This is a genomic window from Weizmannia sp. FSL K6-0777, from assembly GCF_038593185.1.
Taxonomy (GTDB): Bacteria; Bacillota; Bacilli; order Bacillales; family Bacillaceae_C; genus Weizmannia; species Weizmannia faecalis.
In genome coordinates, this window is record NZ_CP151971.1 from 2,689,251 (window position 1) to 2,703,565 (window position 14,315).

At 39.0% G+C, this 14,315-nt stretch carries 12 protein-coding genes; 1 reads left to right on the forward strand and 11 read right to left on the reverse strand.

The window, feature by feature from the left end:
• Positions 1-44 precede the first annotated feature (44 nt).
• From NST70_RS12985 to NST70_RS13020, 8 genes are all read right to left on the reverse strand, one after another.
• Positions 45-389 carry a T7SS effector LXG polymorphic toxin gene (locus NST70_RS12985; protein WP_061577740.1) on the reverse strand — a complete coding sequence of 115 codons (345 nt, stop codon included), beginning with the start codon at positions 387-389 and terminating at the stop codon, positions 45-47.
• A 605-nt stretch (positions 390-994) separates the two neighbouring features.
• A complete protein-coding gene (locus tag NST70_RS12990) occupies positions 995-2,548 on the reverse strand; it encodes an IS5 family transposase (protein WP_342475087.1) in 1,554 nt (517 codons plus the stop codon).
• A gap of 450 nt (positions 2,549-2,998) precedes the next feature.
• Entirely contained in the window at positions 2,999-3,799 is an 801-nt protein-coding gene (locus NST70_RS12995; RefSeq protein WP_061574706.1) for a GNAT family N-acetyltransferase, read from the reverse strand.
• Positions 3,800-3,857: 58 nt separating this feature from the next.
• The gene (gene istB / locus NST70_RS13000) at positions 3,858-4,628 is read right to left on the reverse strand and encodes an IS21-like element helper ATPase IstB (protein WP_035191190.1); all 771 of its coding nucleotides are present in this window, start codon (positions 4,626-4,628) and stop codon (positions 3,858-3,860) included.
• A complete protein-coding gene (locus NST70_RS13005) occupies positions 4,612-5,616 on the reverse strand; it encodes a hypothetical protein (RefSeq protein ID WP_342475252.1) in 1,005 nt (334 codons plus the stop codon). The genes istB and NST70_RS13005 overlap by 17 nt, the downstream gene beginning before the upstream one ends.
• A gap of 281 nt (positions 5,617-5,897) precedes the next feature.
• Positions 5,898-7,208 (reverse strand): transposase family protein, encoded by a 1,311-nt coding sequence (locus tag NST70_RS13010; RefSeq protein ID WP_013858128.1) that lies wholly within the window; start codon positions 7,206-7,208, stop codon positions 5,898-5,900.
• 183 nt (positions 7,209-7,391) lie between these two features.
• A complete protein-coding gene (locus NST70_RS13015) occupies positions 7,392-7,907 on the reverse strand; it encodes a helix-turn-helix domain-containing protein (protein WP_342475253.1) in 516 nt (171 codons plus the stop codon).
• A gap of 964 nt (positions 7,908-8,871) precedes the next feature.
• Positions 8,872-9,831, reverse strand: a complete 960-nt coding sequence (locus NST70_RS13020) for a LacI family DNA-binding transcriptional regulator (protein ID WP_061577576.1) — start codon at positions 9,829-9,831, stop codon at positions 8,872-8,874.
• Positions 9,832-10,158: 327 nt separating this feature from the next.
• Here NST70_RS13020 and NST70_RS13025 point away from each other — a divergent pair, with 327 nt between their 5' ends.
• Entirely contained in the window at positions 10,159-10,728 is a 570-nt protein-coding gene (locus NST70_RS13025) for a Uma2 family endonuclease (RefSeq protein ID WP_041848315.1), read from the forward strand.
• A 93-nt stretch (positions 10,729-10,821) separates the two neighbouring features.
• Here the strand turns inward: NST70_RS13025 and NST70_RS13030 are convergent, their stop codons facing one another.
• From NST70_RS13030 to NST70_RS13040, 3 genes are all read right to left on the reverse strand, one after another.
• Positions 10,822-11,235 (reverse strand): hypothetical protein, encoded by a 414-nt coding sequence (locus tag NST70_RS13030; protein WP_041903402.1) that lies wholly within the window; start codon positions 11,233-11,235, stop codon positions 10,822-10,824.
• 207 nt (positions 11,236-11,442) lie between these two features.
• On the reverse strand, positions 11,443-12,678 hold the full coding sequence (locus tag NST70_RS13035) for a DnaB-like helicase C-terminal domain-containing protein (protein ID WP_064505188.1): 1,236 nt from the start codon (positions 12,676-12,678) through the stop codon (positions 11,443-11,445).
• An 81-nt stretch (positions 12,679-12,759) separates the two neighbouring features.
• Complete coding sequence (locus tag NST70_RS13040) at positions 12,760-13,971, reverse strand: DnaD domain protein (protein ID WP_061577575.1); 1,212 nt, start codon at positions 13,969-13,971, stop codon at positions 12,760-12,762.
• Between the last annotated feature and the right edge of the window lie 344 nt (positions 13,972-14,315).

Genomic DNA, 14,315 nt, shown 5'->3' on the forward strand with positions numbered 1-14,315 from the left:
CAACACTCTCCTTAGCTATTTATTTCCCCTCCCCTAGAAGCAGTCTACCATTTTCCAAAAAAAATGTAAAGGCTTTTTTTAGAAAAATTTGGGCTTGCTGAATAAACAAAAATTCCAGATGATTCGAAAGCAGACAGATCTTTTAGAACCTTGTTCAGCTGCTCGTTGTATTCGGATAAAAACGACTGCAGGTACAAGAGATACGGCTGGTGAAAATCCCGGAAATAGCCATGCATGGTATTGCCAGCCTTGTCTTTAAACGCACCCTCCATGTTCACAAACGAATCAATTGCCTGCTGGGGGTCCGTAATCTGTTCGGATTTTTCCTTTAAAGCACTTTGCGTATCCGTGACAACTTGTTCAAACAATTTTACATCAAGAATTTTCATTGTGTCACCGGCTCATCGCCTGGCCTTCAAAACCATCCTGATTCCATGAAAGCTGCAGATTCATAAGCGGAATGGCACTCATGTTTACACCCCAATTTTCGTAAAATCTATATAGTTTTATTATCCAGTACAGTGGGAATATTGTCAATTTAGCGAATGTAAGCAAATAGGTAAATAGAAGCAGAAGATGAGAGAACATTGCAGAAGTGTTTGTTTATTCATGGGATAATTTGAATCTTTTTAAGCGAAGAACGGGAAGGGAAGAAAGTCTACCTTGAATTGATCCCTACAACAATTGAAGTGAATAGGAAGAAACGAAGCATGAGAAAAGTTTTCAAAGTGATTGAAAGAGCCATTAGCAGAAACGGTCAAATTTTTTTAATGCCGGAATATGAATTTGAAACGTACTGACCTTGCTTGAAGTACCGATCCATGTGATCATCCCACTCTATCGTAACCATGGCACATGCGAACAGTATCACAGTGAAATCAAGTCAGAGTTGGATCTGGAGCGTCTGCCCTCCGGGAATATGGAACCAAGGGGCTTGTTCACGGATTCAGATATATGAATTATAGTTAGGGCTTGCTGAACGAATCAAATTTGGTCAGATACAAGCCAAATTCCGATTATCAAAATATAAAATAGTGTTGTGTAAAAATTTCAAAAAAAGAACCCTGAGCTTGCGCTCCAGATTCAGTATGAAGAATTGAAGGGCTACTACTGTTTCGCTGGTCTCCTGAAGGCGTGCTCGAATAAGGCCCAGCCCATACTTGCGCTTGCCTTCGCCAAATTTGCCTTCAACGGCATTACGTTCAGAGGCATCCTGCCTTGCGACGCGTTCCAAGGTTTTGTCTTCCGTTCTGGATGGGCGTCCTAACCTTGGCCCACTCAGACGAATGCCAAGAGATTTGCAGTATGCCAGATTATTACGGTTTCGGTAAATTTTATCTGCCAAGATCGCTTCCGGATAAAATCCGAACCGGTTGTAGTAGTTTTCAACAGATTCCTTGAGAGTGGTCCCTTCATTGTAATTTTCCCAGTCGAGGTGCTCAATCAAGGCATAACCATCTACGACACTGATGGCGACTTTTGAACCGAACTCCACGTTCGCTTTTGCCTTGCCGCGCACAATTGGACGGACATGTGGCTGGGAAATGCTTACAATCCGGTGGTCAACCCGGTGTGTTTTCTTTTTGTACATTTCTGCCTGTTGGCGGTAAAGTTCATGAATCACGAGAAGTTGCCTGTATTCATCTTTGCTTAAAAGAGACAGAGAGCTTTGGGAAACAAGATTTTTAATGATCTCCAGATCTCGTTTCACATATCCGAGCTGTTTGCCTACAGCTTTCCGGATTTTCCGGGCGCCAGCTTTACGTTGCTTAGCGACAGAAAGATAGTCCTTGCGGGCTCTTTTTCTGTAGGTCCGTGGCTTACGTAATTTCCCTTTGTGTGGTTCATGCAGGACATCAATGATATGTTCCAATTTCTCACGGGCTTCGTTCAACAACCCAAGGTCTGTAGGGTAAGCAATATCAGCCGGTGCACAGGTTGCGTCCAAAATGAGCTTTCCTCTGTTCTTCGTTTTGGGAGAAGCCGATTCAGTTGAATGCTTTTCTGAATCGGAACCGGAAGGCTGAAGATCGCCACGATCATGATCATGATCATTACGATCTTCATCATCATGATCGTCATCGTCGTGATCCTGATCATCATTGTTGTCGTTTTCCTTAGATGCTTCTTCCAATTGGCGTTTTTGTTCTTCCAGAACGATCCATTCATTCAGTTCGTTGATGATATTTGCGCCCAAACGTTTTCTAAAACGAGTCATCAGAGAATGGTCGAATGGGGCTTTTTCCTGGAATTCAGGCAAGCCGATAAAATACTGAAGATACGGGTTTTCTGTGATCTGTTCGACTGTTTCCCGGTCAGACAGCCCAAGCCGTTCTTTGATATAAAGAGCCCCAAGAGCGATTCTGACAGAATAAGCCTTTTCGCCTTTGAATTTCTTCTTGAAGGACTTGGCATACTTTTCTTCGGCCATCCACCAAGGAATCATTTCAGCAAGACGGACCCAGCGATTTTCTTTATTTAATTTCCCACCGAATGGTAGAAAAAAATCATCTACAAAAGTTAATTGATGTTCGGTCTTTTTGTACATCGTAACAGCCTCCAAGTGCAAGGTTTTTTACGTGTTTCCTTTGAAATCCTTACACTTTATATTCGACAAAAGTAGCCAAAATCCTTGTCAAATCTGGAACTTTTGCTTATTCAGCAAGCCCTAACTAACGGAATGTTTATTTTTGGAAATTAAAAAATATACCAAATGGAAAATAAGAGTATCCGTTTAACTGAAATATTAACTCATACACCACGTTACTTGACATGGAGCCTCTGCGGTTATGATTCTACGCAAAGGGGCAAGTTGCATGGTTCGGCAAAAGATCCTATCATGACCGCCACTCCATATCAAGTTATAATTATGCAGAAATAGATGCATACACTTAGTTGCCAAACTGTACATTTTCTGATTGCCACTAACAGGAATGTTAGCAGCTATTATAGCAATAACTATCACTACTTTTTGTAAATTAAAATTTAACATAATGGGTTATCTAACAATACCTTGTGATATTTTATACAAAGGAAATTTCCCTACTGGTGTAAATCCTAGTTTTGTAAATAATAGTTCACCTGAATCCGTAGCAGTTGCGACCGCAAATCGGTTACCGTCGGATCGAAACTGATTTAAGATGCTATTGATCATCGAAGAGGCGAGTCTCTTTCTTCTCATATCTGGTATAGTAGCTAAGTCGTAAATTCCAACATTTCCGTTCTTTGCAAAAGTCGAACAGCAAACACTAGGCTTATTTTTGTAGATTCCTAAATACATATGAAATAGTTGATTTTCTTCATTTATTAACTCCGTATATATATAACGCAATGTTTTTATTCTCTCTGAGTGTTTTGCAGTGATACCGAATCCCTGTATAAATATGTCAAACCAATCGTCAATATCGTCATTGACACATACCTTTTTCACTTGAAAATCAGTTGCAGAATCAGTACCTAAGTTATTGAGGTCTAAGTACATTCCTGTCAACTCAGCTTGTTTTTTAAAATGGTTCTGTTCTAAAATCTGGCACAAATTATAAGGCTTAGATGTAGGTCCTACAATCCAACTCCATAACTTGTTGCTCATTCGTAATTGGTTTATGAGGTCTACTATGTCATTTTCATTAGAAAAGTTAGTTTGTACAATACGATGGTAGTCTCGAATAGAAATATATTTTAAATTTTTTGAATAATAATATCCTTTATCGCCGTTGTAATGCCGAAAATGCATGACAAAATCAATATTGTTATAATCAATAGCTCTTAACATATCCTCATTAGTTACAGAAAGTGTCAAAACTAACATCTCCTTTTTATGGTGTAGCCGTCAAGTAAAATTGAACACTTTTTGCTAATTAATTTTGAACACTTTTTTTCATAAAAATGGATGATCGATGTTTCATGCGATAGCTGTCATCGTTCCTAAAATGGATGACTTCTGCTCGGTGTAATAATCTGTCCAAAATAGCTGTCGTAATACCTGGATCCCCCAATAGTTCACCCCATTCATTTGGGCCCTTATTAGAAGTTAGAATGACAGAAGCATTGTCATACAAGTCGTTAATTAAATGGAAAAACAAATTTGCCTCCCGTGAATCCATGGCCATGAACATCAAGTCATCAATGATGACCAGGTTTGAATCCCGGATGCGCTTCATTCTTGTTTGTGATTTTCGGGTAACATCTTCCGTCTTCAATGTTTGGATAAGCTGCCCCATGGAGATAAAAGAAACTTTGTAGCCCTGATGAATTGCCTCTATCCCTAATCCCGTTGCCAAATGTGTTTTTCCTACTCCAGGCGGTCCCAGAATAATTAAATTAAAAAGCTGATCAAGCCATGTGAATTCTTTTAACTGATTGATCTGTCTCCTACTTAGCGATTGTTGCTCGTCTACTTGGAATGCATCTATTGTCTTGTAAAACGGAAACGTTGCCCATTTTAATCGTTTTTCAATCAATTTCTCATCACGGCGTTCCAACTCATAGCTAGTCAGATGTTCCAGAAAAGTGCGGTATGTCCAATCTTGTGATTCAGCTTCTTGAATCAGAGATGGCAAATGATTTGCCGTCTCTGATAATCGCAATGTTCGAAGCTGCTGCTGAAGTTGTTCAAGTGACTGTGTCATACTTTGTTGCTCCTTTCAACACATCCAAATATTGTGCTAATTCCCGGTTCTCCGGCTGTGTATCCAGAAGTGAAGGTTCTATGCCATGCAATGCCTTAATCTCCTCTTCTGCCCGTTTAAATTCCTCTTTTTGTTGCTGCTGTCGCTGAATGAATGCCAGTACGTCACTATATTCACTCGCACTGTATATCCCACGTTTGATGCATTCGCACAATGCTTCATCCCTAGTTCTTTGATCAGAAGCTTTAGACATCTTTAAAACGATTCCCAGCTGATCCCGAACATAACGTGGATATCTGTGATGAATTTCTTCCAGAAAAGCTTTAGCCCTTTCTTCATCTGTAAAATACGAAGATACAGTGGAAATATACGCAGCTATCCCTTTAGTACGATCTCGTGTGTGCTGCCTATCTTGTATAAGTTTTCCTCTCTCGAATAAAATGATATGGTTGGCAATAACTGGCCCATCTGTTTGTTCACGTATTACCAGACGATTCTCAGCTGTTATTTCAATATAGACATCTTTATCTTTTTGATAGGTTCCGAGAGGAACCGAATAGCGATTGGATTGATAGACGATCGTATTGTCCTTACGCACTGTTCTTGTTATACTAGAATTAATACTTGTAGTAGTAATTTCTTTGATAACCGGTTTGAGGTGTTGCTTTTCCAATGTAAACACTTCAACTGGCCTTTTTTTTGTTGTATTATGCACTTTTCGGTTCCCAGTCCTCTCCAGCCAGGATATGCAGCTTTCATTCCATTGATCAATATTTTGAAAGATGCGGTGTTTGGCGAAATTGCCCTTCACATAACCAACGACATTCTCAATTCGCCCTTTGCTTTCCGGGTCAGCTTTTCTGCAGAAATAGACCTTCAATTTTCTCGCTTCCCGATAAGACTGAAATTCCTTTGTCAGAATTAAATCTCCCGCATTCTCGTTTACCATGAGCAGGGCATCCTGATCATATACCAGTTCATCGGTCATCCCTCCAAAGTATTGGAAAGCGTGCTCATGCATGCGAATCATATCTTTTGTCGTAAAAGGCCTGTCCAGCCATTCAACATACTTACAGTTCTGAAGAGTAAATTCATCAATTTTTAGATGTTTTATGATAAAATGACTTATCCACATTTAGAAAATTTTTCCATCTATTTTTTCTGCTTTCAAAGTCAAAAAGAGCCGAATTTGCAAATTTCTTTTTTAAAATTGTGGATAACTTCAAAAAAACCTTTTTTTACATCACATCCTTTGCTATAATATAACCATTAAGTAAACCTTACTTGTATTGGCTTACTTAAATGGGTGAAATCCTCGTCTGTTAAAATGCGTGTCCGAAACGATTCCAACAGATTTGAGGATTTTTCTTTTGCCGTTTTTTTGAGTGCTTTTAAGATTGACGAACCTTTTTCAAACAGCTGTCTAATAATATCTGTTATTTGAACTAATAAATAATGATTTTTCATGGCTGTGTAGTTTTGGCTATTGGCATGTTCTATATTGTAACGATTATTTTTTTGTTCGTTAAATCCTTGATTTTCAATCTTCCAGCGGCTTCTTCCTGCAGCGATGAGTCGTTCCACGTTCTTTTTCGTGATTTTAATATCCGTTATAAATACATACTCTTTCGATTTCCCATCCTCTGTTTTCATTGTGGCCTCCATCAGATTGACCGTTCTGTCTTTGTAGGCAATATCATTCACCCAAACTAATGAATTCTGATCCTTACTTTGTTCCAGCTCTTTTATTGCCTTAAACTCCGTCGAGATACTTTTAATTCTCCCTTCCTTAAATCTGCATATATATTTCCATTTGTGCGCCCTGCACAGATTAAATACCGTTTCACATGCATAGAGACTATCTCCCAAGATACAAATCGGTAGTCTTTTAAATATTTTTTTTATTTTCTTTGCCAGCCTGTCGAAGGCTTTTAATTCACAATCTTGCTTAGAAACATTTTCTGATTCATTTTCGATAAATTCGGAGGCAATACTGAAGACCATATCCCCCACGACAAGCTTGGCTTCAAGTACATGGTGCATATAAAGTACGTTCGTTTCTCCTGTTTCTTTATTTGTATATGCCCGTCTCAGGCAGTGTTTACAATGTTTCTCATGAAAGGTGTGTAATCCAGTTCCATCAATGATGACACCCCAGTACTTTCCTTCAATTCGATAAGACTCGAGAGACCTTTTTTTCAATAATTCTTTAATCATATACGTTCTAATTTTTTCTAATTCATTTACATCTAAGCCAGATAAAAAGTCGTTAATTGTATCATAATGTGGAAGTTCTTCAAGAGAATCTAAGCCTAACACCTTCCCTACATTTTTAATACATTCTTCTTTATTAAAACTCTCACTCATGTTTCTCATGGATTTTAGGCCGGTCATATTTTTCAACATCATCGTAAATAAAAGGACCTCTGGACCATAAGTGATATAGCTTTGATGTCGGTGGTCTGCTACCTTTTTTAGGTTATTCATCAGGTCTTTGAAAAAATGCTTCTGAATTTTAAGGAACTCGAAAAAATAATTTGCTTCTTTTTCACGATTTCTTTTTTCTTTTCTAGTAACCAAAATAAAAACCCCCTCAAAACAGCCAAGTTTAATTAGGGCTTGCTGAACGAATCAAATTTTAGCTTGTATTCGACTTGTCACTAAGCCATGCCAAAATATTCGTCCAGCAAGCTCTAATTATTTAAATTATTACATATTTAGCCGCATTTTTGGGGGGGATAGTTAAATTATCACGAAAAATTTTTACTCCTCAGAGCTGACATACTTATATCTAGAATGCGATAACACAAAGCTTATAAAATACAATTTTACACATTTACCTTGAGGCGTTTTCTGATTGGTTTTCCCGAAGTCTACCTGAGCTTGTTGCCCCATTGGCGGGTCAGGTATCGCTTGATAAACCCGTTGATGTGTCTCTTTTGGTATGGCATATTTTTCACGAAGTTCTTTGACATAACTACGTACCGTACTTTCCCCAACAATTAGTTTAGGGTAGTGCTCCATCAACCAATCATGGATCTGTGCCGAAGACACATCTGGGTTTTCACTCAGCCAAGTATGAATAATCATTTCATAAGCATCGAGCTTCTTAGTTCGAGTCTTTGTTGAGGCCTCCCACAAAGCCATTTCTTCCGGAGACTTTTCCAGATATTTATATACTGTGGTTCTTGATATACCAAGCTTTCTGGCTATTCTTCTTATCTTAAATCCTTGTTCTTTTAATTGCTTGATCTTCATGTACATTTCCCATTTGTCCACCTTTACTTCCTCCATAACAATATAAATCAAACTATATTATTATATCGTATCGAGGGAATTATTATCAGGGGAATAGCGTCGATGTATTTGATAGGTGTTGCCCCTCCCCGGGGCAACACCTATCAAATGCAAAATACCTGTCCCCATATCTCAGTAAAAGTGTTCATTTTTATCTAGCAGGAATGGTCTACTTTAGTTTAGCATTCACATCAATACACAAATGGCAATCAAAAATAACATGAAATTCTTTTTTATAGTATAAGAAAGTATAAAAATACAGGTAAATAACTCGGGATCAGTTTTATTGTCTAGCTCCGAGCGCCAGCGACTGAGAAACTAACTCCCCTTTAATGTGCTCCTGCGCCATAGCCTATTCGAGGAAGCGGATGTTCAGCTCGTCGCAAAGCTTCATGAAGTATATCAAGGAAGATTACTCATGAAGTTCACTCTAGGAGTAGCTTCACTACGATAAGTCAACATCGGCTCGTCCCTCGCCGTGTTTCCTTTTCCTTAGAAAAAGCTACTCGCTTTTTCTTCGTGCGATGCTTATTCAAGGAAGATTATTCAGAGTCCTCGAAAATGCATTCGCTTTTTCTTCGTTCGATGTCTATTCGAGGAAGCAAATCTGTTCTCATTGCGGGGAGGTCGGGCCACAGGACGTGGTCAGACATGCGTTGCAACAGGACGTTGCCGCTTTTAGCCGGCCAGTTTGTACGTCGCTAAGCGGGCGCTCTGCGCTTTTCTTATCATAATTACCCTCAAAAAACTCTTTATTTAATATACGATTCACTGCTTGATAGGGTTTCATCTTTTTTAGCAATCTCCCTTGTTACTCATGTGGATCGAATGGAAAGCTACTCTTAACCCTGCTCTTGTCCGGTAAGTAATTTCTTACATTTTTTCCAATGCACCCCAACTGTCCCTCAGTCCCTTTTCTCTCCATTAGTATTTAGTCTTCAACAAGTTATACAGTTCCTCTCTCTATTAGTTTGACGATGATTTCCTTACTGGATATTTCTTCATCTATTGCTTGGAGAAAGAGGTTTTTCCCCATTTCCATTAACGGAATTTCAATGGTGGTTATGTTCATCATTTCGGCAATCGGTTCATTATTAAAGCCGATAATTGCTAAATCATCCGGGATCGATATTTTCCTTTTTTGACAACTGATGACAATTCCCGCAGCAACCTGATCGCTGGTTACCAACAATGCTGTCGGAGGATCCATCATCGTGGTTAATTTTTCAATAACTTTTTCTCCATCCCCAAAATATATACACTGATCAATGATATATTCCGGGCGATATGGCAAATGATATTTTTCATGAAACTCTCGATAGGCAAGTTCTCTCATATGACTATTTGTCCCTGATGTTCGACCGATGCAATAACCAATTTTTCGATGACCTTTTTCGTACAAAAATGCTAATGCTTTATGAAAAACGGTATAATGATTGACAAAGGTTGTTGAAAATTTCCTGCTTTTTATATCCTCACATAAAACAATTGGACCAAATTGTAGATGATCTTCAATGATTGACAAATCGGTTGCTCTGGAACAAATAATTAGCGCATCAATCTGTTTTTGCTTTAACATTTGCAGGGCTTCTATTTCCCTTTCCTCCCGATAGTCCGTTTGAAATAAGACGATCTTATAATTTTTTTTGATTGCCTGATTTGTTATTCCTTTTAGCACTAAAGAGAAATAAGGATGTTCAAAATATGGGAGAACAACACCAATTAAGTTTGTTTTCCCTTTAATCAAATGAACGGCATTTATATTTTTTTGATAATTTGTCATTCGAATCGCATGGATTACAGCTTTTCTTTTTGCTTCACTAACATAAGGATGATTATTTAACACCCGGGATACAGTTGTAACTGACACCCCAGCCATTTTTGCCACATCTTTAATATTTGTCATTTCACCATTCACCTTATAAAAATTTTTCAATAAAGAAAAAGATTATTATTAGTCTCATTTTAATTTATGAAATGGGTTTCATGTCAATTTTTGCCTGATTTGATTTTCTTTGATTATTTTTTCTTGCTCTGAAATGGATTTCATAAAACAAACTATTGTCAAAGGGGAATCTAACCTCTTACGACAAAAGTTGAGCTATCGGCGTAACGGTTCGTCCGGCGTAACGATAAATTCAACTTTTGTCTCCAAGTAATATTAACATAATGATGTATAATGTTTTGTGCTATGATAAAATATCGTTAAGGAAAAGTTGAAAGGGATGATTGTATGGCCATTCCGAGCGAAAAAAAGAAATATTCATATGCCGATTATTTAACGTGGAATGAAGGTGAACGGATTGAATTAATTGATGGGGAAATTTTCAATATGTCTCCTGCTCCTTCACGCAGGCATCAACAGGTACTCAGAGAGTTAGCTACAGCTTTTTCAGTTTTCCTGAGAGGAAAGGAATGTGAAGTATTTTTCGCTCCTTTCGACGTCCGACTTTTGGCGGATAACAAACGAGACGATGAGATCAATAATGTTGTTCAACCCGATTTATCCATTGTTTGCAATAAGGAAAAACTGGATGACAAGGGGTGTAAAGGTGCTCCGGATATGATAATCGAAATCCTCTCACCTTCATCTGTTAAGTTAGACCGTTGGAAGAAATATCAACTTTACGAAAAAGCAGGTGTAAACGAATACTGGCTTGTTGACCCGGTTAACAATTCTGTAGAAGTATATCTTTTAATTGATAACCAATACAAATTTCAGGGAGTCTATACAAAAGAAGATACCGTTTCTGTTCATCTTTTTCCCGATTTTAAATTAGACCTAAATCAAGTGTTTGAATAGATAAGTTCAATATTACGATATTAATATTTGCGAGCCTCTCATTATGGAGAAGCTCCCTTATGTGATTGGGCCGATGAATCTGAACCTTCACCTTTACCCAAACGAAATGAAGGTAGGAAAGTGATTATATGTTCTTTTTAGCTCTCGAAAGGTCATGACTTTGTTTCCTACAATTATTTCTGTATCAAGCGGGCAATAATCAAGTTCGAGCGGTGCTTTTCGAAATGTTCTTTTAAATAAATTGATTGCATCTTGCTCATTTGCCGCAAAAATATAAACAACGCCACCACCATCCACCTTCAGTTCAAAGACGTAAATTTTTCGGAAACCGAGCGGGTTTTTTCGAATCAATTCCGCCACTTTATCTTGGTCTGCCTGATTGAAATCGAGCTTTGAAACATCGTCTTCCAGTGAAATTTTATTTTCCGAGAGTAGGTGCTGAATGTAGTAGACGAGAATATGTTCTTCATAATAAAGACAATCCATATAAAATTCTTTCAGTGTCATTCATTATCACCTCATCACTTTTATTCGTTGGATTAAGTTCTGCCCGCTGTTGGTCCGAGGGTGGGGCGAGGGGGAGATTGGTCATGTCCCCGAAGAATGGGCTCAGGTTAGTCGAGGATTCGCCCCCATGACCGAACTGGGCTGTGGGACCTTGTCACCTTGACCTTGTCCGGCCTCACTATAAGACGAGAAAACCGTCCCCTAGCCTCACCTTGACTCGATTTTGCCGGTGTGTTCGTTGTATTTTACGATTACGGTTCCGACCGGGCCGTTGCGGTTTTTGGCAATGATAAGTTCGAGCGAGTTATCGGTAATCTCTCTGTCATAATACTTCTCCCTGTACAGGAAAATGATTACATCAGCATCCTGTTCAATGCTTCCTGACTCCCTGATATCAGACATAAGCGGTCGTTTATTGCTTCTCGTTTCCACGCTCCTGTTCAGTCGGGCTAAACAAATGACCGGTATATGAAAATCCTTTGCCATTTTCTTTAAACCTTGTGAGATTTCTGATACTTGCTGATGCGTATTGCCAAAGTACGGGTTAATCGGCCGAATCAATGTTAAATAGTCGATAAAGACAACCGGTTTCCGATCCGGATATTCATACATCAATTTTCTGATTTGTGCCCTCATTTCAGGAATCGTTTGTCCAGATTCATCAAATATAATCATGTTCGTTTCATCAAGATTTGCGATAATGGTCGTCCATTTTTCTTTTTGCTTCGGTTTTAAAAACTTATAAGGATTCCGCATTTTAACTCGATTAATATTTCCGGTAGAGGCTACCAATCTGGAAATAATCAGTTTTTCAGGCATCTCCAATGAAAAAAGAATCGGTAAATACCCGGCCCAACCTGTTTCTTTTGCAAAATGAAGCATCACGTCGGTTTTCCCCATGGAAGGTCGGGCAGCTAGAATCGTGACTTCTCCTTCTTGAAAACCCCCTGTTATGTCATCCAATGCTTGTATACCGGTCGTTATTCCTGTCGTATCTTCTTTTTCCTCCCAAGGTGCTTCGTAAATCGCTGCTAATCCTTCAGAGATGGTCGTGCCATTTTTCAGTTTTAGGTTTTCGATTTTTTCCAACTCGTCTATAACTCTGGCACTCTCCCATTTTTCAAAGGTTGCCTTGGTCAAAATCATTTGCGTTTGCTGTTCCTTCCATGCGTCCAAAATTAATTCTTCTACCTCATCAAATTTTTCAAGATCACAAAAGGCATTGAGCTCGTTTAAGTAACTGATACCGCCATAGATTTCTAAGTCCGGAAGCATGGATAAGGCGATTAAGTTAAAATACTTGCCAGCGGAATGAAGCTCCACCATTTTTGAATACAATTGTTTGTGACGTAAATCTTGAAGATGATCTGGCCGAATAACCGTGTCATTAATTAAAGGATTTTCCTGCATCAAACAACCTAGAAACACTTTCTCATGCATCATAATCCACTCACCTCCAAAGGGGCAGGTCCCTTGTCCCATTTTTAGTCAATGTTGTTAAGGTAGGCTGCGGGACCTGTCTATCTATTCGTCTTCTCCGGCATCCATGTCGAGAATAAAGTTTCTTGGAATATCCCGTTCCATTCGGGGTTTTTGTTTTGCGCTCTTGTCCAGTCGTTCCCGATATTCCTTTTGTGCGGCACGAACCTCATTGATGGTTTGATAGCCTTTATCCACCCACCGGCGAAGAATTCCTTCCACGTAACTCCAATTTTTATTCCCGCTTTCGACAGCTATTTTCATCGCTTCTAAAACAAGTTCTTGGGACAAATCCTCACACCACGCTTGTATTTTTTCAAAAAGATACCCACTGATGGTTCCAAACCCGTTTTGTTCGAAAAATGTAAATGGGTTTTGTTCTTCTGCGCGCGCGTGCGTAACTATTACTACGCTTTTTTTCTCTGGGGTAGTCTCTGAAGTAGTCTCTGGTATTGCTTTGGTTATGTTTGTTCGTGCTAGTGCCAAGCTTGCACCCAGGTACTGACCGGCTTGCTCACCCGATGTGGTCAAGTTGGAATTATTTTGGTCGTTGTGTTTAGTCAATTTGGTCACCGTTTGGTCAGTGTGATTGGTTAAATTGGTGCCAGTTTGATTTGTCGGATTGCCGAAGTTAGCACCATTTTGGTTCGTGGGCTTGCTTAAGTTGGTATCTGATTGGTTTGTCCGTTTGCTTAAGTTGATATCCGATTGGTTCGTCGATTTGCTTACATTTGCATTCGTTTGTTCATCCTTGCCTATATTAGGTTTGTTTTGGTCAGTCAGATTGGTCTGTGTTTGGCGGTGTGATTCCTTGCTTAAATTGGTTGCATTTTGACTGTACGACGCATCCATGTGCTTTCCGTTGTTTCGCTGCGTTTGGTCGCTTGTATCAGTCCGCTTGTTACAGAGGTTGGAAAGTTGCGCATCCTCATCCATCAGCGACTCCAAGTACTCGTAATTAATTCGATACCATTTGGTTTTGTCCATCTTAAAACGATTGTAATTTCCGGAAATGATTAAGCCTTCCCTTTCAAGCTTCCCAATAATTCTCCGGATTGTACTCGTTGACCAAAAAGGAAACTGCCTGTGCCAATCCTCGTATGTGTTATACACCCATTGATATCCATCATACGTATGCTTGCTATCTGCTAGCCAGTAGTGAAGTTGTTGGATAAACAGCGCCTGATTCAGTCCAATCTTTTTCGCTAATGTCGGTAGAACTAAAATTGGACTTTCATTGATTAATAGCTTGCTCATTTTCGACTCCCCCTTGTAATTATCCTTTTATTAGTGTTATAGATTCCTTTTTGCAAAATGAACATAAGATTGTCAAAAATTTTTTGATAGGGAGGGAACAGCTCCATTGACTCATTTTAGAATATCCCGAGAAAAGTAAAACGGCACCTCCCCTTAGCACATTAAGTATTAGCGTGTAAAAGGACAGTGCAAAAATAAAAGGGAGCTCATGAAAAACAAGCTCCCACAAAAAATCTTAATCAGCAAATACTAGACATTTTTGACCTTTCATTAGAGGCCACTGAAAAACTGTATGTGTAAAATTTTACTCGAAGGGCAAGATGAGTGGAAAAAAATGGGAAGAC

What these genes read in the sequence shown, in the direction of transcription:
- NST70_RS13020 (WP_061577576.1), bottom strand. Translation starts at nt 9,831, where the DNA reads ATGACAAATATTAAAGATGTGGCAAAAATGGCTGGGGTGTCAGTTACA.
- NST70_RS12990 (WP_342475087.1), bottom strand. Translation starts at nt 2,548, where the DNA reads ATGTACAAAAAGACCGAACATCAATTAACTTTTGTAGATGATTTTTTT.
- NST70_RS13035 (WP_064505188.1), bottom strand. Translation starts at nt 12,678, where the DNA reads ATGATGCATGAGAAAGTGTTTCTAGGTTGTTTGATGCAGGAAAATCCT.
- NST70_RS12985 (WP_061577740.1), bottom strand. Translation starts at nt 389, where the DNA reads ATGAAAATTCTTGATGTAAAATTGTTTGAACAAGTTGTCACGGATACG.
- istB (WP_035191190.1), bottom strand. Translation starts at nt 4,628, where the DNA reads ATGACACAGTCACTTGAACAACTTCAGCAGCAGCTTCGAACATTGCGA.
- NST70_RS13005 (WP_342475252.1), bottom strand. Translation starts at nt 5,616, where the DNA reads ATGACCGATGAACTGGTATATGATCAGGATGCCCTGCTCATGGTAAAC.
- NST70_RS13030 (WP_041903402.1), bottom strand. Translation starts at nt 11,235, where the DNA reads ATGACACTGAAAGAATTTTATATGGATTGTCTTTATTATGAAGAACAT.
- NST70_RS13040 (WP_061577575.1), bottom strand. Translation starts at nt 13,971, where the DNA reads ATGAGCAAGCTATTAATCAATGAAAGTCCAATTTTAGTTCTACCGACA.
- NST70_RS13025 (WP_041848315.1), top strand. Translation starts at nt 10,159, where the DNA reads ATGGCCATTCCGAGCGAAAAAAAGAAATATTCATATGCCGATTATTTA.